Origin of the sequence: uncultured Bacteroides sp. (assembly GCF_902491285.1) — a bacterium.
Classification (GTDB): Bacteria; Bacteroidota; Bacteroidia; order Bacteroidales; family Bacteroidaceae; genus Bacteroides.
In genome coordinates, this window is the sequence record NZ_CABUHK010000019.1 from 51400 (window position 1) to 73189 (window position 21790).

The 21790-nt window shown below is 47.1% G+C and carries 15 protein-coding genes and 1 pseudogene; 7 read left to right on the top strand and 9 right to left on the bottom strand.

Annotation, left to right across the window (positions count from 1 at the left end):
- From RDN93_RS07165 to RDN93_RS07180, 4 genes are all read right to left on the bottom strand, one after another.
- The gene (locus RDN93_RS07165; RefSeq protein WP_308744857.1) at positions 1-3150 is read right to left on the bottom strand and encodes a hypothetical protein; all 3150 of its coding nucleotides are present in this window, start codon (positions 3148-3150) and stop codon (positions 1-3) included.
- 102 nt (positions 3151-3252) lie between these two features.
- Positions 3253-3348: a smalltalk protein gene (locus RDN93_RS07170; protein WP_308744871.1), complete on the bottom strand. Its 96-nt coding sequence runs from the start codon at positions 3346-3348 to the stop codon at positions 3253-3255.
- Positions 3349-3442: 94 nt separating this feature from the next.
- Positions 3443-3895: an N-acetylmuramoyl-L-alanine amidase gene (locus tag RDN93_RS07175; RefSeq protein WP_308744872.1), complete on the bottom strand. Its 453-nt coding sequence runs from the start codon at positions 3893-3895 to the stop codon at positions 3443-3445.
- A gap of 43 nt (positions 3896-3938) precedes the next feature.
- Positions 3939-4457, bottom strand: coding sequence for an HU family DNA-binding protein (locus RDN93_RS07180; RefSeq protein WP_308744858.1), 519 nt, complete (start codon positions 4455-4457; stop codon positions 3939-3941).
- A 304-nt stretch (positions 4458-4761) separates the two neighbouring features.
- On the opposite strand from RDN93_RS07180, the gene RDN93_RS07185 reads away from it, so the two are divergent.
- The 4 genes and pseudogenes from RDN93_RS07185 to RDN93_RS07200 all read left to right on the top strand — a co-directional run.
- Entirely contained in the window at positions 4762-5007 is a 246-nt protein-coding gene (locus RDN93_RS07185; protein ID WP_308744859.1) for a DUF4248 domain-containing protein, read from the top strand.
- A gap of 486 nt (positions 5008-5493) precedes the next feature.
- Positions 5494-5835, top strand: coding sequence for a hypothetical protein (locus RDN93_RS07190; RefSeq protein ID WP_308744860.1), 342 nt, complete (start codon positions 5494-5496; stop codon positions 5833-5835).
- Between the two features lie 209 nt (positions 5836-6044).
- Positions 6045-8252, top strand: a complete 2208-nt coding sequence (locus tag RDN93_RS07195; protein WP_308744861.1) for a VapE domain-containing protein — start codon at positions 6045-6047, stop codon at positions 8250-8252.
- 135 nt (positions 8253-8387) lie between these two features.
- Positions 8388-8984: pseudogene (locus RDN93_RS07200) on the top strand (AAA family ATPase); the annotation flags it as partial.
- Positions 8985-9330: 346 nt separating this feature from the next.
- On the opposite strand, the gene RDN93_RS07205 reads toward RDN93_RS07200, so the two are convergent.
- Positions 9331-10950, bottom strand: coding sequence for an ABC-F family ATP-binding cassette domain-containing protein (locus tag RDN93_RS07205; RefSeq protein ID WP_175629614.1), 1620 nt, complete (start codon positions 10948-10950; stop codon positions 9331-9333).
- Positions 10951-11244: 294 nt separating this feature from the next.
- Between RDN93_RS07205 and RDN93_RS07210 the strand changes: the two genes are divergently transcribed.
- From RDN93_RS07210 to RDN93_RS07220, 3 genes are all read left to right on the top strand, one after another.
- Positions 11245-11829 (top strand): nucleotide exchange factor GrpE, encoded by a 585-nt coding sequence (locus RDN93_RS07210; RefSeq protein ID WP_308744862.1) that lies wholly within the window; start codon positions 11245-11247, stop codon positions 11827-11829.
- A 26-nt stretch (positions 11830-11855) separates the two neighbouring features.
- A complete protein-coding gene (gene dnaJ, locus RDN93_RS07215; RefSeq protein ID WP_308744863.1) occupies positions 11856-13043 on the top strand; it encodes a molecular chaperone DnaJ in 1188 nt (395 codons plus the stop codon).
- Between the two features lie 135 nt (positions 13044-13178).
- Positions 13179-14318, top strand: coding sequence for a DNA alkylation repair protein (locus RDN93_RS07220; RefSeq protein WP_308744864.1), 1140 nt, complete (start codon positions 13179-13181; stop codon positions 14316-14318).
- Between the two features lie 114 nt (positions 14319-14432).
- On the opposite strand, the gene RDN93_RS07225 is transcribed toward RDN93_RS07220, so the two are convergent.
- The 4 genes from RDN93_RS07225 to RDN93_RS07240 form a co-directional block, all read right to left on the bottom strand.
- Positions 14433-14825, bottom strand: a complete 393-nt coding sequence (locus RDN93_RS07225; RefSeq protein ID WP_308744865.1) for an antitoxin HicB — start codon at positions 14823-14825, stop codon at positions 14433-14435.
- A 96-nt stretch (positions 14826-14921) separates the two neighbouring features.
- Positions 14922-16664 carry a RagB/SusD family nutrient uptake outer membrane protein gene (locus RDN93_RS07230; RefSeq protein ID WP_308744866.1) on the bottom strand — a complete coding sequence of 581 codons (1743 nt, stop codon included), beginning with the start codon at positions 16662-16664 and terminating at the stop codon, positions 14922-14924.
- 14 nt (positions 16665-16678) lie between these two features.
- On the bottom strand, positions 16679-19426 hold the full coding sequence (locus tag RDN93_RS07235) for a SusC/RagA family TonB-linked outer membrane protein (protein ID WP_308744867.1): 2748 nt from the start codon (positions 19424-19426) through the stop codon (positions 16679-16681).
- A 122-nt stretch (positions 19427-19548) separates the two neighbouring features.
- Positions 19549-21624, bottom strand: coding sequence for a family 20 glycosylhydrolase (locus RDN93_RS07240; RefSeq protein ID WP_308744868.1), 2076 nt, complete (start codon positions 21622-21624; stop codon positions 19549-19551).
- Positions 21625-21790: the final 166 nt, after the last annotated feature.

The window sequence follows — 21790 nt, forward strand, 5'->3', positions numbered from 1 at the left end:
TTATTCATTAATAATATGGTAATTGTTCAGTTGAAGAATCTCTTGCTTGCCGTTTTCACCGGTACGATAAGATTTTATAAGCCGTCCCTTTGCGTCATAATCATAATAAGTGGTTTTTCCATCGGGAGTGGTTTCGCTGCTTATCCCCGCATACGGATGATAAGTATAGGTAGTCACCTCTGCTTTAGGCAAACGTGCTTGCAGATCTGCAACAGATGAATCGGAAGAATATAGCTGGGACAAACTCTCAGGAGTCTTGCCCAACGCACTCCCCACTTCGCTATAAGTCGCATTTTTTATCTGTGCCACCGGATGTTTTCCGTAGTATCCCCACAGATAAATGATATGCTCCGAATGATTGGTCACTATCTCTGTCGGATTGCCATAAACGTCACGGTGAAGGTATTCTTTCATGTTTTGAACCTTTCCGCTTCCGTCAAAAGAGGTGACAACTTGTGGCACGTACCACCTATCCGAAGCGTTGGCAGACTGACAGACACTGTAACTGACGGTGTCTCGCTTCAGCAAGATATTCTTGTCCGAACCGGTCATGCGGTGGGAATATTCGGAAGGAAGTACTTGTATGCCATAGCCGGTATTTCGATGAATACGGGTATAGCTATCTACAAGCGAGTCTCCGTCACTTTTTAAAACGGAGTGGCGAGATAAATATCCGTCTTTGTCATATTCATACCATTCCGGTGTTCGCAGGGCTTTGATATCGTTGTCCGGCATATAGCGTGAAGTCGTCTTTTTCAGTAATGCATACTCGTAAAAGGGCTCGTTGATGATGTGACTATACAACCCTGTTTTCAGGCCAAAATGAGGCGCCGGTGTATAGATTCGGAGCGCACCTTTATCTCTATTCAGATAGTTGTATTCGTACTCTGTCCGTGCCACCAGTTTCTTTTCGTCATTATAAAAACTCTCTTTCTGAACTTTGCCGTATTTCAGGGAGACATCGACGGTTGGATGTGCCAATAGATTGCGATTATAAAGCTTTATGTCTTCGTATTTGAATGTATCATCAGGATCGAGACCGAAAATATTCGGAGCAGTGACATATGAAAAATCATCCTCGTAGTTGTTGATACTTGCCAGGTTGTGTACAAATTCCGTAGTTTTATAAGGGTGCTTCTCAGACAAGTCTTTAGCAGCAGGATCCACATAGTGTTCCGTTACCTCCGGATAGCGAATATGTACCGATGGGTAAGGAATATCGGTAATTCCCTCACTGTCTAAACTGATGTAGCTAATTACATTCTCTCCTTTCCTATTGATTAAATGGGCAAGATATCTATAATAGGGCATGTATGTAAGTTCTCCCATACACGCAGTGTAACCGTAGGTATAAATGACCTTTTTCACAGCTTTGTTTTGCTCGTAATGGGTAACGGATTTCACACGTGCTCCACCTGCAGGTGCGTCTTGCACCCCATCCGGATACTCCGATTTGATGTAGTAACTACTGTTAAATGACGGTCGGGGGACGATGGAATACCGGTGCGGTTCATATTCGAAACGGGTATAGCCTCCGGTAGGGTACGTCATCTCCTGTAAGAGGGTGTAGTCATAGCATTCTCCTGTGGCATCCCGGTCGTTGCTAGTAATGATGTAATCCTGATCGAAAAGTGTACCCGGTTTCATGCGGGGGATGATACCCGAGTTGTTTTGCAATCCTCTCCAGAATCCCCAATGGTCAATGTTGTAAGTCAGCGGAGTCGGCGGAGAGACAATGCCGGCAACTTTATATTGAAAATCATATCTCCCTTCATTGTTTTTCACGCTGCGGAGAAACATCCGGTCGCCAAACTCATAGGTATAAGATAATTGAGCTTTCTCCGAATAAGACCGGCACGAGAGATTCACTTCGTCCAATTTGACTCCGCAGGTATATGGAAAGCTTTCCTGAGTCAAGCTTCCCCTCCCATAGTCCGTGTACTTTTCACGGGCAGAATAAGTGAAGCTTATTTCGCAATCTGTTGTTGATATACGGTCAATCAAAGCCACTTTGGTGAGTGCGTAACTTCTGGGAAGTTCCGGTTCAAAAGCCTGGTTTTCATCAAAGTTATGTGGCGCACTTCGATAAGATTGGCTCTTCGACATGCCCGACAGTGAATATTGCAGAGCTGTTCTTTTTATCTCGGAAATTGGCTTTTCGTATAAAGTGCTCAGCATCTCCGGCTTTTTATGATATTCTTGATTAATATCATCCTTATATTTAATAGTTAGTTTCCGTCCGTTGGGAGCCTGTATCTCTGTCAGATAATAAGCGCTGATTTCATTCCGGCTATATTGAGGCTGGATGTTTACAGAGGAAATATGATCTTTCCAAGCGAGTGCATTGTATTCCAGTGAAGAATATCCTCCTCCACCGAAAGTATAGATATATCCGTCATCGGTCATGATGCGTATCCGGGTTTCCCGGGACGTGGTAGAATCAAATATCGCCATATCGCTCAGGTCTACTTTGTATTTACCGCCATTGTTGCCTGACACGCTCACGCTACCGTCAAAATTAACCATAAACTTGCCGGAATGTTTGCCTACAGAAAAATAGAATATGTCTGCCGATACTTCAACGTCCTTCGTTCCGGGAATGAAAGGCAAGCAAGATACATCATCTTTATAAGCAGCATATTTATAGGGATTTGTGCGATAGTTCTGCGACATTTCGTCGCGATTGAACTGATGTTTTCCCAGCATATTGAGAAAGCCGTTGGCATATTGGTAATTCGACGGTCCTGCATCGCCCGCTATGGGTATCAACCCCCAGTTGATGTCGTCCGGCACGCCATTCACTTTTCGATAGACGACTCCTCCTACGTTCAACATCCAGTTCCGCCCCACGTAGTTGTCTTGTTCTCTCGGTCGGAAACCGGCCGAACTGTACGAAAGAGATACGGGACATTCAAAATCCTGGTCATTCCAACTGACTAAGGGAATTTCCAAGCTTATCCCTCCCGTGTTTAAATCTACCGGTAGGTTATCATGACGTTTTATAGCTGCCAGTTGGGGAGATTGTACAGACGGATCGTGTGTGGAAGCAGGAATAAACGCTGGTACATTATCTTGCGCACATATCGGCATAGCCAATAGAAGGAGACATATCAAAGAGCCTCCTAATTGTAAGATTGCTTTTCTTTTCATTGTTTTGCCATCTTTGGTTGAATAATAAAATTGTATAAATAGAATAAAATAAGAAAGCGGGAAACGATAGACTGTCTCCCGCCCTGTTCATGAACTTTCTTTTTACAGATTCATCGCATTACCGCCCAGCGCACCGAGCACTGCCGAAGCCACCGCGATAACTACCTTCAAAATAGTATCCCAAAGGGAACTTTTCATTGCCATAATTTTACACACCTCCTTTCCGACTCTTTAAATGATTAGTTACTCTTGTTCTTTGTTACCCTTTTTCTTTGGTTACTTTTTCCCTTAGTTACTCTTTTCCTGAAAACTCGTCTTTCACCTCAAAGCACGGGCACGCCTTGATCCACTCTTCCGGTTCGATTTCCCCGTTTCCGTTGCGGTCCGGCGAGAGGTCGCGATGACCACATACGCGGCAGCCGGGAAGTTTCTCAAGCAGCAGATTCACTAGTTGCCACAGCGAAGACCATTGAGCCGGTGTCCGCGTGTCCGCCGGACATCCCCGGCAGTCCAGACCACCTTCGTAGCAGATGCCTATCGAGTGAGCATTGAAACCTCGGGCGTGTGCCCCGATGCGGTCTACCGGACGGGTGAGGTGGACTGTCCCATCCTTGCGGATGTAGTAGTGATAGCCCGTGCCGTTGAATCCGCGGCGGCGGTGCATCGTTTCCAAGTCATCCGGGGTAAGCGAACGGTCCTCGCGCGTGGCGGAACAGTGAATCACAATCAAATCAATCTTTCTCATAGCATAACTAAATGTTAATTGTCTACTGCCAGTCGGCAATTACTTATGCTGCCGGATCCGGATCGGGAGTTTCACCGCCATCGTCTCCGCCGCCACCGGGATTCTCACTGCCACCGTCGTCGGGGTTGCCCTCACCCTCGGTTTTCTTTTTCTTGGGCGCGTCGAGGTCGAGAAACTCGATTTTCTCATCGGCACGGGTAGATGCCAGGTTGGGACGGACACTGCTCGAAGGACGGAAGTTGATATTCACGGCCTTGATGTTCTTCATCGTGCACTTGTCCTTCGTGTCCGCTCCCAATGTGGTGGCGGAAAGGCTGAATACACCGAAATCACGAATATTGACGGATTTGCCGTCGAACAGTGCCGCACGCATCGCTTCTACGAGATTGGTCAGCACACTCTGGATATCGCCCAGCGACAAGGAACTTTTGTCCTTCATGGTGTAAGCGAGTTTATCCAGGTCTACACTCTGTCCCTGCGTCACAAGTTGCGGGTGAAACTTCACCACCCCGTCAACCTTTCTCGGGTCTTTACGACCCATTCTTTTAAATGGTATTGCCATGATAATTTTTTTAAATTAAAAATTGAGAATTAAAAATTGAAAAATAAATGTTACAGATTGCGGTTGTCGCAATGGGTATCGGGAGAGATGAACGAGCTCTGTTTCTTTCTCTTTCGATACCTCAAAGGTACTATATTACAGTGGGGTGAAATGACGTACTTTGTCTCCGTTTGTCCTACTTTGATTCAGTTTCATTCAGAGTGTATTTACTTTAATCCGGATTGATTTTATTTTACTTATACTGTTGGCTGTCCGGGGGATTTTTCGTATATTTGGAATACGATAAAATCAATTTTCCGAAGATATGAAAGCAGAAAAGGAAGAACCGGCAGAAGAGCCGTTTGTCATACGACCGTATTTGAAGTCGGAACTGGCACATCTATACAATCCTTATGTACCGTTGGTGTATGCCATGCGGAAAATGAGGGAGTGGATCAGAAATAACAAGGAACTGTATGACGCAATGTATAGCGGCGGCGAAGGTAAGAATGACCACGCTTACAGCGCAAGGCAAGTGCGGCTCATCGTGAAGTATCTGGATGAGCCGTGAATTTCTTTATAGTGGATTTTGATGGACCATAATGAAAAAAAATCGGTTATAATGAAAATGAAATTAGCTATAATGAAATCGAGATTAGCTATAATGAAATCCGGATTAGCTATAATGAAAAAAAGATTTGCTATAATGATATTCCAGCCCATACATGGCAATCTAAAATAAGCTGACTATAGCTTTTCTTATATAATAATGTACGCATCCGCACGCGTACGGAATATGTTCTTTTTTTATTAGCGCACGCATACATTAGAATCTGGTGGTGGTGATACCACCTCTAGTTTTAATGTGCGTGCGCTTTGTATAAAAAACATATATAATAAGAAGAAAAATACAGAAAAATATCGGGAAACACGGCTTCAATAAGTTTTTTCCTAAAAAATCTTTATTCAACAGAGAGGAAGTACTATATTTGCGTCTTTTTATAAATAATTATTAATTCATAAAAACAATTCAAATTATGGAAAAAGAAACATTTTTGTGTTTGAATTTCAAGTAACAAACGAACACGTCCAGCAGTTGGATCTCTACAACAAGAGCGATTTGCCCGAGTCGGAAAAAGCCGGCATAAGACTGCTGAAGTACTTCAGAAAGCACAAAAAAGAAGTTTTCCCGAACGAACGAAACGAATATCTTACACCATTCGTGAAGTTCTTCGACGACAACACACTCCTGTCGGAAAAAACTCACCCGCGCACCATCGCCCAAATGGCTATGCAGATGGCTGACTTCCGCATATCAAATGCCAAAGAGGGGTATCTGTCAGAATCTCAGCTTAGTAGATGTGTACAGAAACTGCGCATAACTCTTTATGGAGAATAAGAAAACTCTATTTACTCCACACTACAATTTATAGCCTCTTTTCGGGATGGAAAATGTTTTTTTCCGTTCCAAAAAGAGGCTGTATCTTTACCGACGAAAACAAATGCTGCTACATCTAAAATCCAAAGTCACACGACGTACTTTCCTTTTTTCTGCAACAGACACATGTTAATAAAAAGAATTTTATAACTCATTAATTAATTATCATTATGAATCAATTTTATGTAACCTGCTATCGCGGGTATTCCAAAGTTATCGGACAGGTTGAACTCTGCAAATTCTTTGAACAGATAGGCAGTAGTATGTATCATCAGAAAATCGAACAAATAGAGACAGCTCTCAGCGAAGGCAATTTGGCGAAAGCCGACAGCATAAAACGCCAATTACCTTACTTCACCCTGACTGCCAATTACTCTGCCTGCCGTCTGCCCCACAGCCTTTCGACCTATAACGACCTGCCGGTACTGGACTTCGACGAAATGCCGGCGGAAGACATTCCCCGCCTACGCCTTCTTGCCGAGAACGATCCTGACACGATAGGCTGCGCGCTTAGTCCGCGCCGCCACGGGCTGAAACTGCTCGTCTACCTGAAAACAGAAGAGGCGGTGCGCCTGCGTGCGGAACTTGAGGCAAAGGATACAGTGACATATGCCGAACTGGAACATTATCACAAACGAATGTTTGAACTGACTTCCCGCTATTACGCCCGGCTGCTGGACAGCAAAGTAGACCCCAGCGGCAGCGACCTGAGCCGAGGCATGTATGCCACTTATGACCCGGATGTGTTCTTTTCCGAAGAACGGTTGGCAGGCGTCACCGCGCTAAACGTCACTGTCCAACTGCCATTGCCGGAAGAATCAACCCCCTCAAAGCGGAAAAAGGCGCTGCGGAAAACTCAGGAAGACGCAAGCCTCCCCGGCACGAACGACGCAAACCGCCCGGATATTTCCGACATTGACCCCGTGTCACAAATGGAATTCCGGAAAGCGGTGGAATATACGAAACGGAAGTTCCACTTTGAACGCAACAGCCGTGACTGTTTCATCTACTGCCTGGGCAACCAATGCTACACCCGCCACATCGCCGAAGAAGATGCCGTACGCATGACGCTGCACGATTTCGGCAGTGAGCCGGATTTTGACGCTGAATCTCCGCTGCGCAACTCCTATCTCTACACCAGCAAGACTGACGCCAACGAAGAGGAACAAAAGAAGCCGCTCGTGCAGAAAGTGGTCGATTTCCTGCGGGAACATTACGAATTCCGTCGCAACACGATTCTGGACAGTGTGGAATTCCGTCCTTTTGCCGGCTCAGCCGCTCCCCTTCCCTTCGTGGCGATGCGTGGCAAGGACTTCAATTCCATCTACACGCATCTGCAATTGTCGTCTGTCTACTGCTCGTTGCCGATGCTGAAAGCTGTGATTGACTCAAGCCTCACGCCTGATGTCAATCCGTTTGCCGACTACTTCTCTTCCCTGCCCCCTTGGGACGGTGTGACGGATTACATCGGGCAACTCGCCGCCAGGGTGCAAGCCGAAGACCAGCCGTTCTGGGAAAGCAGCTTCCGCCGATGGCTGGTGGGACTGGTGGCATGTGCGCTGGATGATGAAGTGCAGAATCAGGAAATGCTGGTATTTCACAGTAAGCAAGGGGTAGGAAAAAGTACTTTCATCCGTAATTTGTTGCCGCCCGAGCTGCGCACGTATTACCGCAACGGTAGAATCAATCCGGACAACAAAGACCATATGCTGATGTTGTCCACTTGCCTCATTATCAACCTGGAAGAGTTTGACGGAATACTCGCCAACCAATTGGCAGACTTGAAACGTATCATCGTGCAGGACAAGATAACCGAGCGCAAAGTGTACGATTTGCAATCGAGTACGTTTATCCGCCACGCGTCGTTCGTGGCAAGTACCAACAATCCGTACTGTGTGCAGGAGTTTGGCGAAAGCCGCCGTATCCTGCTGAGTATCGTCAACAGTATCGACTATAGCAGTCCGGTCAATCACCAGGGGATTTATTCACAGGCTTTGGCCCTTTACCGGCAAGGTTTCCAATACTGGTATGAAGGGGACGAGATTACGAGCCTGAATAGCAGAAACGAGAATTTCCGTCTGAAAGAACCGGTTGAAGAGAATCTGTTCTTCTATTTCCGTGCGGCGAAAGGAAAGGATATTAACGCTAAATGGTATTCCGCATCCTCTCTACTATCAATAATAAGCCTGAACGGACGCATCCAGTCAAACCGGCAAACACAGCAAATGCTCGTCGCCGTACTCAACGGCAATAAATTCCGGACAAGACAAACCAAAGACGGAGTGACGGAATATTGGGTAGTGGAATATTCACAGGAAGAACGCACGGAAAATTCAATACGCCCGCAACTGCCGGTTCAGAAGGGGTTGGAGTTGTAATTTTCCCGTAAGAGGGCAGTTTTTTACGAAATGGCGGATAAACGGATAAATAGGTGACGTAAAAACAATCACACTCATCCGTTTTTCCGTATATTTGCTTCGATATGAACGATGAATAAAGAAAGGAATCGCAATATGCTGAAGCAAATACCATACGGATTGACGGACTTCGGACGCATCCAGAAAGAAAACTATTATTATGTGGATAAGACGATGTTTATCGAAAAGATAGAAATGCAACCGTCTTACCTGTTTCTGATTCGTCCCCGGCGTTTCGGGAAAAGTCTCACGCTGGCTATGCTGGAAGCCTATTATGATGTCCGGTATGCCGACCAGTTCGACGAATTGTTCGGCAATCTGTATATCGGGAAGCATCCTACGCCGATACATAACCAGTTTCTCATCATGAGATTTAATTTCTCCGAGGTGAGCTCGAATATCAATGAGGTGGAAGAATCTTTCCGGTTGCATTGTTGCGGGAAACTCAGACATTTTCTGCAAAAGTACGAGCATATATTGGGAAAGGAAATCTGGGATGTGCTGAATGCGGAGACACTCGAAGAACCGGGAGCATTGCTGTCCGCTATCAATTCGTACGCTACTCTCAAGGGAGACATCAAGATTTATCTCCTGATTGATGAATATGATAATTTTACGAATACTATTCTTTCAACTTACGGCACGGACCTTTACCGGAAAGCGACGCATGGCGAAGGATATATCCGGAGTTACAGTGGGGATGAATGTGTGGCGGAAGCCCGTGAGAAAGGAGGACTGAAACTGATAACTGTTGTGTGGCGCAGTTGGGAACTGGCGCTGACGGAAGAAGTAGATGTATAAGGAGACTTATCACACGAGAAGTATAGGGAAACTTATCACATGAGATGTATAGGGAAACTTATCACATGAAATGTGTGAGTGGGGCTTATCAATAAAAATCAGGCACGGATTGCTAAATAAAAACTAAGGCGCGGATTACGCGGATTTCACGGCAGCCAATCATTTGTGATTGACAAAAGCCGTGTTATCCGCGTAATCCGCGCCTTAGTTTTATGGCTATGGCTAAGCGTTGGCGTGATTATTTATCACCGTACATTTTCGCTCTCAGTTCCTTGATGTGGTCTGACGTGATATATTCGTCATATTCCATCATTTTGTCGATGATGCCGTTCGGAGTCAGTTCGATGATGCGGTTGGCAACGGTCTGGATAAATTCGTGGTCATGGGAAGAGAAAAGGATATTCCCCTTGTACGTCTTCAGGTTGTTGTTGAATGCCTGGATAGATTCCAAGTCCAAGTGGTTGGTAGGAGTATCCAGAATCAGACAGTTGGCGTTGCGGAGCTGCATGCGGGCAATCATACAACGCATCTTCTCGCCACCGGAGAGCACGCTTACTTTCTTCAGCACTTCTTCGCCGGAGAACAGCATACGGCCGAGGAAGCCTTTCATATACACTTCGTTGCCTTCGCCGAACTGGCTGAGCCAGTCTACGAGGTTGAGGTCGGTGTTGAAGAAGTCGGTGTTGTCCAAGGGAAGATAAGCGGTGGTGATGGTCACACCCCAGTTGAAGGTTCCGGCATCCGGCTTCATGTTTCCGTTGATGATTTCGAAGAAGGCGGTCATGGCACGCGGGTTGCGTGAGAGGAATACGATTTTGTCGCCTTTCTCTACGTTGAAGTTGACGTCGTTGAAGAGCACTACGCCTTCTTCCGTCTTCTTGCTCAGTCCGGAAACTTCCAGAATCTGGTTGCCCGGTTCGCGTTCGGGGGTGAAGATGATGCCCGGATATTTGCGTGAGGAGGGTTTGATTTCTTCCACGTTCAGTTTCTCCAACATCTTCTTGCGGCTGGTGGTCTGCTTGCTCTTCGCTACGTTGGCGCTGAAACGGCGGATGAACTCTTCCAGTTCTTTCTTCTTCTCTTCAGCCTTCGCCTTCTGGTTCTGCTGCTGGCGGAGTGCCAACTGGCTTGATTCGTACCAGAAGCTGTAGTTGCCGGCAAACATGTTGATTTTTCCATAGTCGATGTCTACGGTATGCGTACACACGGAGTCGAGGAAGTGACGGTCGTGGCTCACCACGAGCACGGTGTGCTCGAAGTTGGAGAGATATTCTTCCAGCCAGGTCACTGTTTCCATATCGAGGTCATTGGTAGGCTCGTCCAGCAGCAGGTTGTCCGGGTTTCCGTACAGGGCTTGCGCCAACATCACGCGCACTTTTTCCTTACCGCTCAGTTCGCCCATCAATGTATAATGCTTGTCTTCCTTAATGCCCAGTCCGCTCAGCAGCATGGCTGCGTCACTTTCCGCATTCCATCCGTCCAGCTCGGCAAATCTTTCTTCGAGTTCGGATACTTTCAGTCCGTCTTCGTCTGTGAAATCTTCTTTGGCATACAATACTTCGCGTTGCTTCATAATGTCCCACAACACGGTATGCCCCATCATTACGGTATCCATTACGGTAAAAGCGTCCCACTTGAAGTGGTCCTGGCTCAATACGGAGAGACGTTCGCCCGGTCCCAGGGCAATCGAACCGGTAGTGGGGTCCAAGTCCCCGTATATCGTACGGAGGAATGTAGATTTTCCCGCACCGTTCGCACCGATAATACCATAGCAATTACCACTCGTAAACTTCAGGTTTACGTCATTAAACAACACTCTTTTACCAAACTGAACCGATACGTTTGAAACTGTAATCATCTTCTTTATTTACTATTTTGCAAGTTACTATTTACTATTTTACAAGTTACTATTTACTGTTTTAGCGTGCAAAGGTAGGCAATTTATATGAATTATGAGCTATCCGGTATGTGCCAATCTGACATAAAAGTGTTACCTTTGCAGCGTTTTTGGCAAAAATGCCAACTTGGCAAAGTTTTTGCAGGCAAAATCAATGACATCCGGTCAGTCCGGTATGTTTATAGACGGTATCTTACCCAGATAACGTATGTTTTTAAATAGTAAATAGTAACTTGTAAAATAGTAAATACCAAGATGAATCCGAAAGAAAAAAAGGTGAAGGAAGAAGAGATGAATGTGGAAGACATTCTGAATAATGGTGCGGAAGACCAGCCGCAGAACGAACAGGCTGAGGACGCGGCTCCGCTGACGCATGAGGAAGAGCTTGAGCAGGAGTTGGAAAAGGCTCAGGAGACGATTGAGGAGCAGAAGGACAAGTATCTGCGCCTGTCTGCCGAGTTTGACAATTACCGCAAGCGTACCTTGAAGGAGAAAGCCGAGCTGATTCTGAACGGTGGCGAAAAGAGCCTGAGCAGTATTCTTCCGGTAGTGGACGACTTCGAACGTGCCATCAAGACGATGGAGACGGCAACGGACGTGAATGCCGTAAAAGAGGGTATCGAGCTGATTTACAATAAATTCCTGGCTGTATTGGCACAAAACGGGGTGAAGGTCATCGAGACGAAAGACCAACCGTTGGATACGGATTTTCACGAAGCCATCGCAGTAATCCCTGCACCGTCGGAAGCACAGAAAGGCAAGATTCTGGATTGTGTGCAGACGGGATATACATTGAACGACAAGGTGCTGCGGCACGCTAAAGTAGTGGTAGGGGAATAAGATTAATTTGTAATTGGCAAAGAAGCATGGCAGAAAAAAGAGATTATTACGAAGTACTGGAAGTGGCGAAGACTGCCACAGTAGAAGAGATAAAGAAGGCTTACCGCAAGAAGGCGATCCAGTATCACCCTGACAAGAATCCGGGAGATAAAGAGGCGGAAGAGAAGTTTAAAGAGGCAGCCGAGGCTTACGATGTATTGAGCAATCCGGATAAGCGTTCGCGGTATGACCAGTTCGGTCATGCGGGTGTGAGCGGTGCGGCAGGCAATGGCGGGCCGTTCGGCGGTTTCGGTGGCGAAGGTATGTCGATGGATGATATTTTCTCTATGTTCGGCGATATTTTCGGTGGCCGTGGCGGCGGATTCGGCGGCGGATTCAGCGGTTTTGGCGGATTCGGCGGCGGTGGCGGCTCGCAGCAGCGCCGGTATCGCGGCAGTGACCTTCGCGTGAAAGTGAAGCTGACTTTGAAGGAAATCTCCGAAGGGGTGGAAAAGAAGTTCAAGCTCAAGAAATATGTGCCGTGCGATCATTGCCATGGTTCGGGTGCCGAAGGGGACGGCGGTTCGGAGACGTGTCCTACCTGTAAGGGCAGCGGCTCGGTGATTCGCAACCAGCAGACGATTCTGGGCACCATGCAGACGCGTGTCACTTGCTCTACTTGTAATGGTGAGGGTAAGATTATCAAGAACAAGTGTAAGAAGTGCGGTGGCGACGGAATCATTTACGGTGAAGAAGTGGTGACGGTGAAGATTCCTGCCGGTGTGGCAGAGGGTATGCAGCTTTCGATGGGCGGCAAGGGTAATGCCGGAAAACACAATGGTGTGTCGGGCGATTTGCTGATTCTTGTAGAGGAAGAACCGCATCAGGACTTAATCCGCGACGAGAATGACTTGATTTACAACTTGCTGTTGAGTTTCCCGACGGCTGCATTGGGCGGCGCTGTGGAGATTCCGACGATTGACGGCAAGGTGAAAGTGAAGATTGATGCGGGTACTCAGCCGGGTAAAGTGCTTCGCCTTCGCGGAAAGGGGTTGCCGAACGTAAATGGATATGGAACGGGGGACTTGCTCGTGAATATCAGTATTTATGTGCCGGAAGCTCTCAACAAGGAGGAAAAGGCTACGCTGGAGAAGATGGATGCTTCGGACAACTTCAAGCCGAACACTTCGGTGAAGGAGAAGATTTTCAAGAAGTTCAAGAGTTTCTTCGATTGATTTTTTGCTGTTATATTATATAGAAGGTATAAGTGAGCTGTAATCTTTTTTGCGGCTCACTTATACTTTATATTCATTTATACTTTAATTATAAGGTAAGATGAAATGAGGGGATGAATTAAATTATTTGAAAAAATGGCGGAACCTTTTAAGAACATGTACAACGAGCAGTTTTTCGATAGATTTACGAAAGACTTGAAACTCGTTATCAACGATTTTGATGCCCGCGAGTTTGTGTCCCGGATAATGGACGATGAATGGGAAAACAGAGAATTAAAACAACGTTGCAGACATATTACGACTGTTCTGAAAGAGTTTTTGCCGACTGATTACAAAGATGCAATCGCCAAAATACTCGAACTGTTGGATTATGTAAAAAGTACGTATCCTGACTTTTCGGTCATAGACGATGAGAAGTTCGGGTTGACACTGGAATATGGGGCGATTCTGGATAATTATGTCGAACAATATGGGTTGGACGACTACGAGACTTCTATCAGAGCGATAGAGAAAATCACTCAGTTCACCAGTTGCGAATTTGCTGTCCATCCTTTTATTATTAAATATCCGGACGAGATGATGAAGCAAATGCTGCTCTGGTCCAAGCACGAACATTGGGGAGTGAGACGGCTTGCGTCAGAGGGTTGCCGCCCGCGCCTTCCCTGGGCAATGGCGTTACCGAACTTGAAAGAGAATCCTGCGCCAATCATTCCTATTCTGGAAAATCTCAAAAATGACCCGTCAAGGTTTGTACGATTGAGCGTTGCCAATAATCTGAATGATATTGCGAAAGATAATCCCGAAACGGTGATTGATTTGGTAAAAAAATGGCGGGGAGAGTCGAAAGAAGTAGACTGGATTATTAAACACGGCTGTCGGACTCTCTTGAAACAAGGTAATCCGGAAATGATGGAGTTGTTCGGCTTTGACTCTGTTATAGAAAATATCAGTATTGATAATTTCCAAATCCCAACGCCCAAAGTGAAAGTCGGAGATTCGCTGGAGTTCAGTTTTAAGCTGCTGAATCATAACGATAAAAAAGTCAGGATACGACTTGAATATGGCATCTATTACCAAAAAGCGAATGGAACGTTGACGAAAAAAGTGCATAAAATCAGCGAAAAAGAATATGCCGCGGATTCTGTTACACAAATAACTAGACGACACTCTTTTCGGGTAGTCACAACGAGGAAGTTACACCTCGGACTGCACCAAATTGCTGTAATAATCAACGGAAATGAATTTGAAAAGTATAGTTTCGAGTTGGTGGATTGAATGAATCAGATGAGGTATAATGATTCTTTAAAGGAGTGACACTCCCCCTATAAATAATAAAACGCTCCATGAATGTTTGGTAACACATGGGGCGTTTACTATAAATTTCACTTATTACAATAAGTTGATAGCTGACAGTTCTTTAGATAAAGCCTGGATACCTTTTTGGATTTTTTCCAGTTGTTGCCTGCGGGGTTTATGTACTCCGGCAGCGTAATGCCACAACTGACGTTCATTGATTCCCGTAATCCGGCTTAATGCAGCTTTGGTAAAGATGTTGCTATAATAGTTTATAAAAGTAGCAGCATCAATTTTGAATTTTAATTCGAATTCTCCGGACAATACTTCGCAAGGATTAGAATTATCTTCCAGATACAATTCAATCGCTTCTTTCATATTCTCCTCAATCTCCCTCATGTCATTGCCAACAGTGATAACCGGAGCACCTTCAATATAAGCACTCAAGTTCTTTCCTGCGTGTTCCACAATTACTTCTACTGTTTTCATATCAATCTCCTATATTAAATTACAGAGAACTCACAAATATAGTAATAATATGAATATAAATTAAAGAAGTATTCATTATTTCACTATGAATATCACTTAGTATCCCGGATTCTGCTCCAAATTCGTATTCATCACCCGTATCTTCTCCGGAATAGGAAACACGGTTGTATAGCCGCTTGCTTCATCCGGTAATTGCGGGCGGCTGCTGTACGCTCTTGTAAACTTTCCGAAGCGAATCAAGTCTTGACGTCTCCAACCTTCCCAGGCCAGTTCAAGCTGGCGTTCGGCAAGTATGTTTTCTAAGGTAGCGGAACGGGGAGTAGCGTTCACACGATTGCGAACTTCGTTCAGTTCATTATCGCCGTTTTCGCCGTTTCGTACTTTGGCTTCGCTTTTCATTAGTAAGGCATCAGCGTAACGGAAGAGGACGATGTCGTTTTCCATCAGTTTACCGTCTTTGGTGGCGGTCGGGTCTACTTCGTACTTTTTCATGCGGGCGCCTGCTGTTTGTTCGTAAGGGGTGTCGGTGATGTCCAGGGCTACGTTCCAGGGGAGATATTCCAGGACAGTACCGTTGTCTAGTTTTATGATGTTGCCTTTGAGGTCACGCACGATACCGGCGAAGTAACAGATGTCGAAGCGGGGGTCTTGGGTTGTCGTTTCGTAGCCGAAGGTTTCGAGAGCTTCAATCGTTGCGCTGGGGCCGTTCTCGCCGCTTAAGCCGTAGGCTTTGGCGTGGTTATAGTGGCGGGAACGGAAAAGGTATTGCATTTGATTGGTGTATAAGGTTTTGTTCATCGGGATGGTGAAGATGTTCTCTATCGACGGTTCGTTGAAGACGGAGAAGTTTGTTTCGTATTTCGGTTCCAGTTTATAGCCGAGGGATTTTAGTTGGTCGCAGTAGTAAATGGTTGTTTCCCAGGCGTTGAGTTCGTTGCCGTTTACGGTGAATTTGATGTTCTTTCCGTCCGGGCGTTGGGTGTCCGTCCAGTCGTTGTCGGTGTAGACTTCGGCGTTCAGGGCTAGTTTGGCTAGCAGGAAAGTGACTACGGGACGGGTGATACGACCGTAATAAGGGCCGGATTGGTTGCTGTGCACGTCACTGAGTAAAGGCTCGGCTTCCTGCAATTCGTGGAAGATAAATTCAAAGACGGTTTTGCGGTCGCTTTGGAGTACGTCTTTCATGGCTACGGAAGAAGATTGCACCAAGGGGATGCGGGCGAATAAGTCCATTAGGTAGTAATAGTACATGGCACGCATGGCTTGCACTTCGGCACGGTAGGCGGGGAGTTCCGCGTCGGAGTGGGTTTCGCTGAATTTATCTATTATTTCTAGTGATTTGTTGCTGAGCATTACGACTTTGTAGAGGTATTCCCAGGTGGCTTGGATGGCGTCGTTTTCGATTCCCCAGTCGTGCAGGTAGAGCCCTTGCCAGAAGCCGCCGTCGTACCAGTCGCCGCCACGTGTAGGGATGATGGCTTCGTCGGTGGTGAAGGTGTTCAGGTCGTAGACTCCCCTACCCGTTCCTTGCAGGCCTTGGCTGTCGCTGTAACCACCGACATAGGTGTAGAGTGAGGCTACGGCATTGAGATATACGTCGGACAGTTTGTTGTAAACGTCACCGGCGGGAAGTTTGTCCTTTGGATTTTCTTCCAGGAATTTATCGCATGAAAAGAGAGTCATACACATAATAAGAATAAGTCCTGTTATTCTTGTAAGTCCTGTAATTCTTATTATTGACGGCTGTTTAATCTTCTTTGAACATTGTTCCATCTTCTTTGAGCGCTGTTCCGTTACTTCGGAGAATTGCTCTATATTTTTCAACTGTTTTTTCATCATGTCGTCCTCTGTTTTTAGAAGTTAATACTTAATCCCAGTATGTAGGTGCGGGCTAACGGGTAGCCGCGTTTGTCGTCCACGCCTAAAGTTGAGTTTACGGTGGAGCTGTTAATCATGGGCGAGAGTCCCGAATAGCCGGAGATGGTCGCTAGGTTGTTGACGGTGAACGCCAGGCGCAGGGAACGAACGTACTTTTGGAGTTTCTGCACTTTCTCTATGGGGACGTTCCAACCCAGGGTCACGTAGTCGAAGTTGACGTAATCTCCCTTTTCCAGCCAGTAATCCGTGGCGGTCTGGTCTTTAATGTTCTGCTTCGGGGCTGCTTTCATGACGTTGTAGTCGGGGAAGATATTCATGTTCATGTAAGTCAGGGAAGTTCCGTTGTAGATTTTATGGCCGAAGGCTCCGTTAATCTGGACGGAGAGGTCGAAACGTTTGTAGCGGAAGCTGATGTTGGAACCGAGAATCGTTTTCGGGACGGCTTGCCCGGCTACGTAACGGTCTTCGCCGTCTTCAAGGCTGACACCACCACCGTTCAGGTCGGCGATGCCGTAGGTGTATCCGCCGTTGCCGTCGGATTCCAATCCTGTGCTGTGGGGAAGGTAGAAGACACCTAACGGTTGGCCTACCATTTGGTAGACGATGTGGTTGTATCCACCGTGGAAGCCGGCGCCGTCAAGACTGGCAAGGCTTTTGTATTCGGGGGCGGAAATCATTTCGCCGTTGTACATACCGCTCAGGGAGAGCAGTTTATTGCGTTGGAAGGTGATGTTGGCGTTGATGTTCAGTTCCATGTCCCGGGTTTTCAGAGGGGTGATGCCGATGGCGATTTCAGTACCCCAGTTGCGCATGGAGCCGATGTTTGCCAACAGGGTGTTGTAGGTGAATGGCGGCACGCTGACATTGTAGAGGTAGAGCATATCGGTGGTGCGGGAGTTGTAATAGTTGGCGGAAAGCAATAGGCGGTTGCCGAACAGGGCTACGTCGATGCCGGTGTTGAAGGTATGCTTTACTTCCCATTTCAGGTCGGGGTTGGTGTTTCGCAAGTCGCCCAGGGAGACGATGGCGGAGTTTCCTACGGGGACGACGCCGTTCGGCTTGACGAGGTTCAGCGTGGTGTAGGAATCAATTCCGCTTTGGTTGCCTGCAAGGCCGTAGCCGATACGGAATTTCAGGTTATCTACCACAGGGAGCTGTTTCATGAATTTCTCTTCACTAATCACCCAGGCGGCGGATGCGGAAGGGAAAAATCCCCATTTATGATTAGCGCCGAATTTTGAGGATGCGTCGGTACGGGCGTTGAGGGTGAGTATATAGCGGTCAGCGTAGGTGTAGTTGAAGCGTCCCATGAAGGAAGCAAGGCGGGGTTGCTCGTAGTAGGAGTTTGTACCTTCCCATAGGCGGAGCGCGCCTGCTTGCAGGTTGTTGTAGCCGAATTTGTCGGTGCTGAAGTTGGTTACTGTGGTGTAGTATCCGGTGTAAGTTTCTTTCTGGAGTTCGGCAAGGGCGAGGGCGTCGAAGAAATGTTTTTTCCAGTGCTTCTTGTAGGTCAGCATCATATTGCCTAACAGTGATTCACGTTTTTTGGTTCCTTTGTAGGCTTGCCCGTTTGCCCAGACAGATGTGGGGAGATATTGGGAGTTCTCGACGATGTTGTAGGTGTAGGCGCCGAAAAGTGTGAATTTCAGTTCCTTCATCAGATTGAATGTCAGGCGGGCGTGGGTGCTGATATGCGAGGTGGCGTCATCGTCCTGCACTTCCATCCATGCCAGTGGATTGGTGATTTGGCTGGCGGTGGTGATGCCGTCCCAAGAGTTGGTGACGGGGTCTTTATGGTTGGGATAGGTGGGGTTGAAGGTGGCTGCCGAGTAGAATGTTTTTTGATAATCCACCAGGTTATGGTTCTTGAGGATGGAGCCGAACATTCCCAGTTCGCAGTTCAGGAAACCGTCGAACATCCGCTGGTTCATGTTCATGCTTGAGGTGAAGTTCTTCATGTCTTCATTCAGGATGACTCCCTGACGATCCATGAAACCGAGGGAGACACGATAGTTGGACTCACTGGAACCACCGTAGAAGGCGACGTGGTGGTTCTGCTGTATGCCGGTTTGTTCGATTTCTTTTTGGAAGTTGGTGTTGTATCCTTTGTCGAGGATGGAGATGCCACGTTCCGAGGCCACCTGGCGGAATTCGTTGCCGGAGAGCATTTTCAGATTTTTGTAGACGGTGGAGATGCCGAAGCTGCCGTTGTAGGCTACTTGCGTCTTGCCTTGCATCCCTTTTTTCGTGGTGACTTCTATCACACCGGAAGCACCGCGCGAACCGTACTGGGCGGTTTCGGAAGCGTCTTTCAGAATGGTGAAGCTCTCGATGTCGGTGGGGTAAATAGAGGTCAGCATACTGAGGTCGCCGAATACTCCGTCGACGATAATCAGCGGGTCGTTGCCACTGGTGAGAGAGGTGGTTCCCCGTAGGCGCACGGCGTCGAGGGCGGCGGGTCCGTTCGTTGCCCGCTGGATGGTCAGACCGGGGACACGACCGCGAATCGCTTCCAAGGGATTCGTTATCTGGTCTTTGTTCATCTGCCTTTCCGTGATTTTCTCTACGGAGCCGGAGATGGTTTTCAGACTTCCGGTGGCGTATCCTACCGTAATTAAGGAATCTATGGGAACAGTTATAGGAATCTTCTGCGCAAACAGGCTGCTGCAAGAGGTTATCAGAAGAAGACCGAGAAAAGTTAGTTTACCGTGTCGTCGTACCATACTGATTAGTTTTTTAAGGTAATATTATAATATATAACAATAAAAGAGGGGATCTGGTTGAGTAGACTCCCTCTTTTATTCAGAAATGGTATGGACATGAAGAGAAATCCGTGCCTGAATATCTATTTCACGATTATCTCGTCAGTAAATATCCAGCCGCCGAACTCTTTTCCGGCTTGTGCCTGATAGCGTACATATCTTCCTTGCGCGTTTCCTTCCCAAGAGATGTCCGTAAATTTAATAGGGACTTCCTTGGTCACTTCAAAGGTCTGATGTTTCAACTCGGTGAAGTTGATTCCGTCGTCGGAGATAGAAATCGTGACAGATGCGGGCAGGAATACTTCTGCGCCTATCACTTGCATAAAGGCGGCGGTAACGGAATGGATGGAAGTAGCAGCTTCCATGTCAATGGTTACGTCCAGGCGGTTCTTAGAGATAAACCCTTGCCATGCACCGTCACCGTAAGTCCAGTCGCCACGTATGCCGTCCGTCAATGTGACGTCACCTTTCGCCGCATAAGAAGAATTGTAGGGAGCGTTGTAAATCACTTTCTTTCCCCGAGCCAGATGCGTAACGGGTTGAGCGGATTCAGGACGGCTTCCGATTTCTTTCTTCAAATCGAAAGGGTTATAACCTTTCGCCTGCAAGTCTGCCACCGCTTTCAGCGCACGGGCATGGAAGTCCGGCCATGATTTACGTTCGGGAGCCGACCATGCCACTTCCGCCAACGCCAATGTACGGGGATACAGCATATATTCCACGTGTTCGGGAGTCGGGATATATTCGGTAAAAAGATTAACTTGCGCACCATACACGAGTTTTGCCTGCTCCGCCGACAATGAAGCGGCGACCGGATTGTAAGAATAAACTTTTTCCAACGGCAGGTATCCGCCGATGGCTTCCGGCTGGGAGTACGGAGCATCCTGATAACTGTCCAGATAACAGTGGCTTCCCGGTGTCATGACAGCCCGGTGACCGGAAGTAACAGCGGCAATGCCGCCTTCTTCGCCGCGCCATGACATGACTGTCGCATTAGGAGCCAGACCGCCTTTAAGTATCTCGTCCCAACCCAGCAAACGACGGCCGCGGGCATTCAGAAACTTTTCTATCCGGTGAATCAGGTAGCTTTGCAGTTCGTCTACATGAGAGAGATGTTCGTCTTTCATTCTCTTCTGGCACTTCGGGCAGGTTTTCCATGCTGCCATGCCGGCTTCGTCACCGCCTATATGAATGTATTCGGAAGGGAAAAGTTCGATGACTTCGGTCAGTACATTCTCAAGGAAAGTGAATGTCTCTTCGTTTCCGACACAGAAGTCCGCGTTCTTATAAGGTTCGCCCGCACAAGAGAGTTGCGGATAAGCTGCCAGCACTTCTTCCGAGTGGGCAGGCATTTCAATCTCCGGAATAACCGTGATAAAATGCTGACGGGCATATTCTACGATTTCACGGATATCATCTTGGGTGTAGTAGCCACCGGAAGCTCCGGGTTCGTCGTAACGAAGGTATTTGCGGTCGCCATTCCACCATTTCTTCCAGTTGGCATCGGTACGCCAGGCTGCAAATTCTGTCAACAGAGGGTATTTCTTGATTTCAATCCGCCAGCCTGCGGCATCCGTGAGGTGCAGGTGCAGACGATTGATTTTATAAAATGCCAGTGCGTCTATCTGTTTCTTCACAAATTCCTTGGTAAAGAAATGGCGGGATACGTCGAGCATCAATCCGCGATAAGCGAAGCGGGGCGTATCCTGCACTTCAACCGCAGGAACAGTGGTGCCCGCGCCCGAAGAAGCCGATAGCTGCAAGAGCGTCTGAATCCCGTAGAAGAGCCCGGCTCCTGAAGTTGCCTGAATCAATATCCGTTCCGGAGTGACGGACAGCGTATAGCTTTCAGAAGTGGGCAACTGCTCACTCTTTTCCGTTATCAATAGGGAAAGGACTTGACGGGTATCTTTCTTTTTCCCTTTCTTGAGATGAACCGGCAATGCTTGCTGCAGGCAATTCTCCAGAAGCTGCGCTTCTCCACCTTGTAGGTTTGTATAAAGTTTTGTTTTCTCCGAGAGTAAAAAAGAGCCCGTCCCCTGCTCCATCTTCAACGGGACAGGAATGACGGACTGTGCTTTAAGGGAATGTGCGGTCAAGCACATTCCCAATACCCATAAGAAAAGACAAACTTTAGTGCATCTGTTTCTTATATTCATTAATCTATCGTGATTTCGTCTACAAACAAGAATGCCGGACTGTCTTTGCCACCATGCCATGCCGGTATTTTACTTTCAGACAGGGCAACCACTTTCACGTATTGAGTTTTTACCGGGCTGAATGACAGTTTATGTTCGTAGATACCATTCTTATCGCTTTCTTTCA

Bases quoted from the DNA above. Each gene is read 5' to 3' on its own strand.
- RDN93_RS07165 (WP_308744857.1), bottom strand. From the start codon at position 3,150: ATGAAAAGAAAAGCAATCTTACAATTAGGAGGCTCTTTGATATGTCTC.
- RDN93_RS07170 (WP_308744871.1), bottom strand. From the start codon at position 3,348: ATGAAAAGTTCCCTTTGGGATACTATTTTGAAGGTAGTTATCGCGGTG.
- RDN93_RS07175 (WP_308744872.1), bottom strand. From the start codon at position 3,895: ATGAGAAAGATTGATTTGATTGTGATTCACTGTTCCGCCACGCGCGAG.
- RDN93_RS07180 (WP_308744858.1), bottom strand. From the start codon at position 4,457: ATGGCAATACCATTTAAAAGAATGGGTCGTAAAGACCCGAGAAAGGTT.
- RDN93_RS07185 (WP_308744859.1), top strand. From the start codon at position 4,762: ATGAAAGCAGAAAAGGAAGAACCGGCAGAAGAGCCGTTTGTCATACGA.
- RDN93_RS07195 (WP_308744861.1), top strand. From the start codon at position 6,045: ATGAATCAATTTTATGTAACCTGCTATCGCGGGTATTCCAAAGTTATC.
- RDN93_RS07205 (WP_175629614.1), bottom strand. From the start codon at position 10,950: ATGATTACAGTTTCAAACGTATCGGTTCAGTTTGGTAAAAGAGTGTTG.
- RDN93_RS07210 (WP_308744862.1), top strand. From the start codon at position 11,245: ATGAATCCGAAAGAAAAAAAGGTGAAGGAAGAAGAGATGAATGTGGAA.
- dnaJ (WP_308744863.1), top strand. From the start codon at position 11,856: ATGGCAGAAAAAAGAGATTATTACGAAGTACTGGAAGTGGCGAAGACT.
- RDN93_RS07220 (WP_308744864.1), top strand. From the start codon at position 13,179: ATGGCGGAACCTTTTAAGAACATGTACAACGAGCAGTTTTTCGATAGA.
- RDN93_RS07225 (WP_308744865.1), bottom strand. From the start codon at position 14,825: ATGAAAACAGTAGAAGTAATTGTGGAACACGCAGGAAAGAACTTGAGT.
- RDN93_RS07230 (WP_308744866.1), bottom strand. From the start codon at position 16,664: ATGATGAAAAAACAGTTGAAAAATATAGAGCAATTCTCCGAAGTAACG.
- RDN93_RS07235 (WP_308744867.1), bottom strand. From the start codon at position 19,426: ATGGTACGACGACACGGTAAACTAACTTTTCTCGGTCTTCTTCTGATA.
- RDN93_RS07240 (WP_308744868.1), bottom strand. From the start codon at position 21,624: ATGAATATAAGAAACAGATGCACTAAAGTTTGTCTTTTCTTATGGGTA.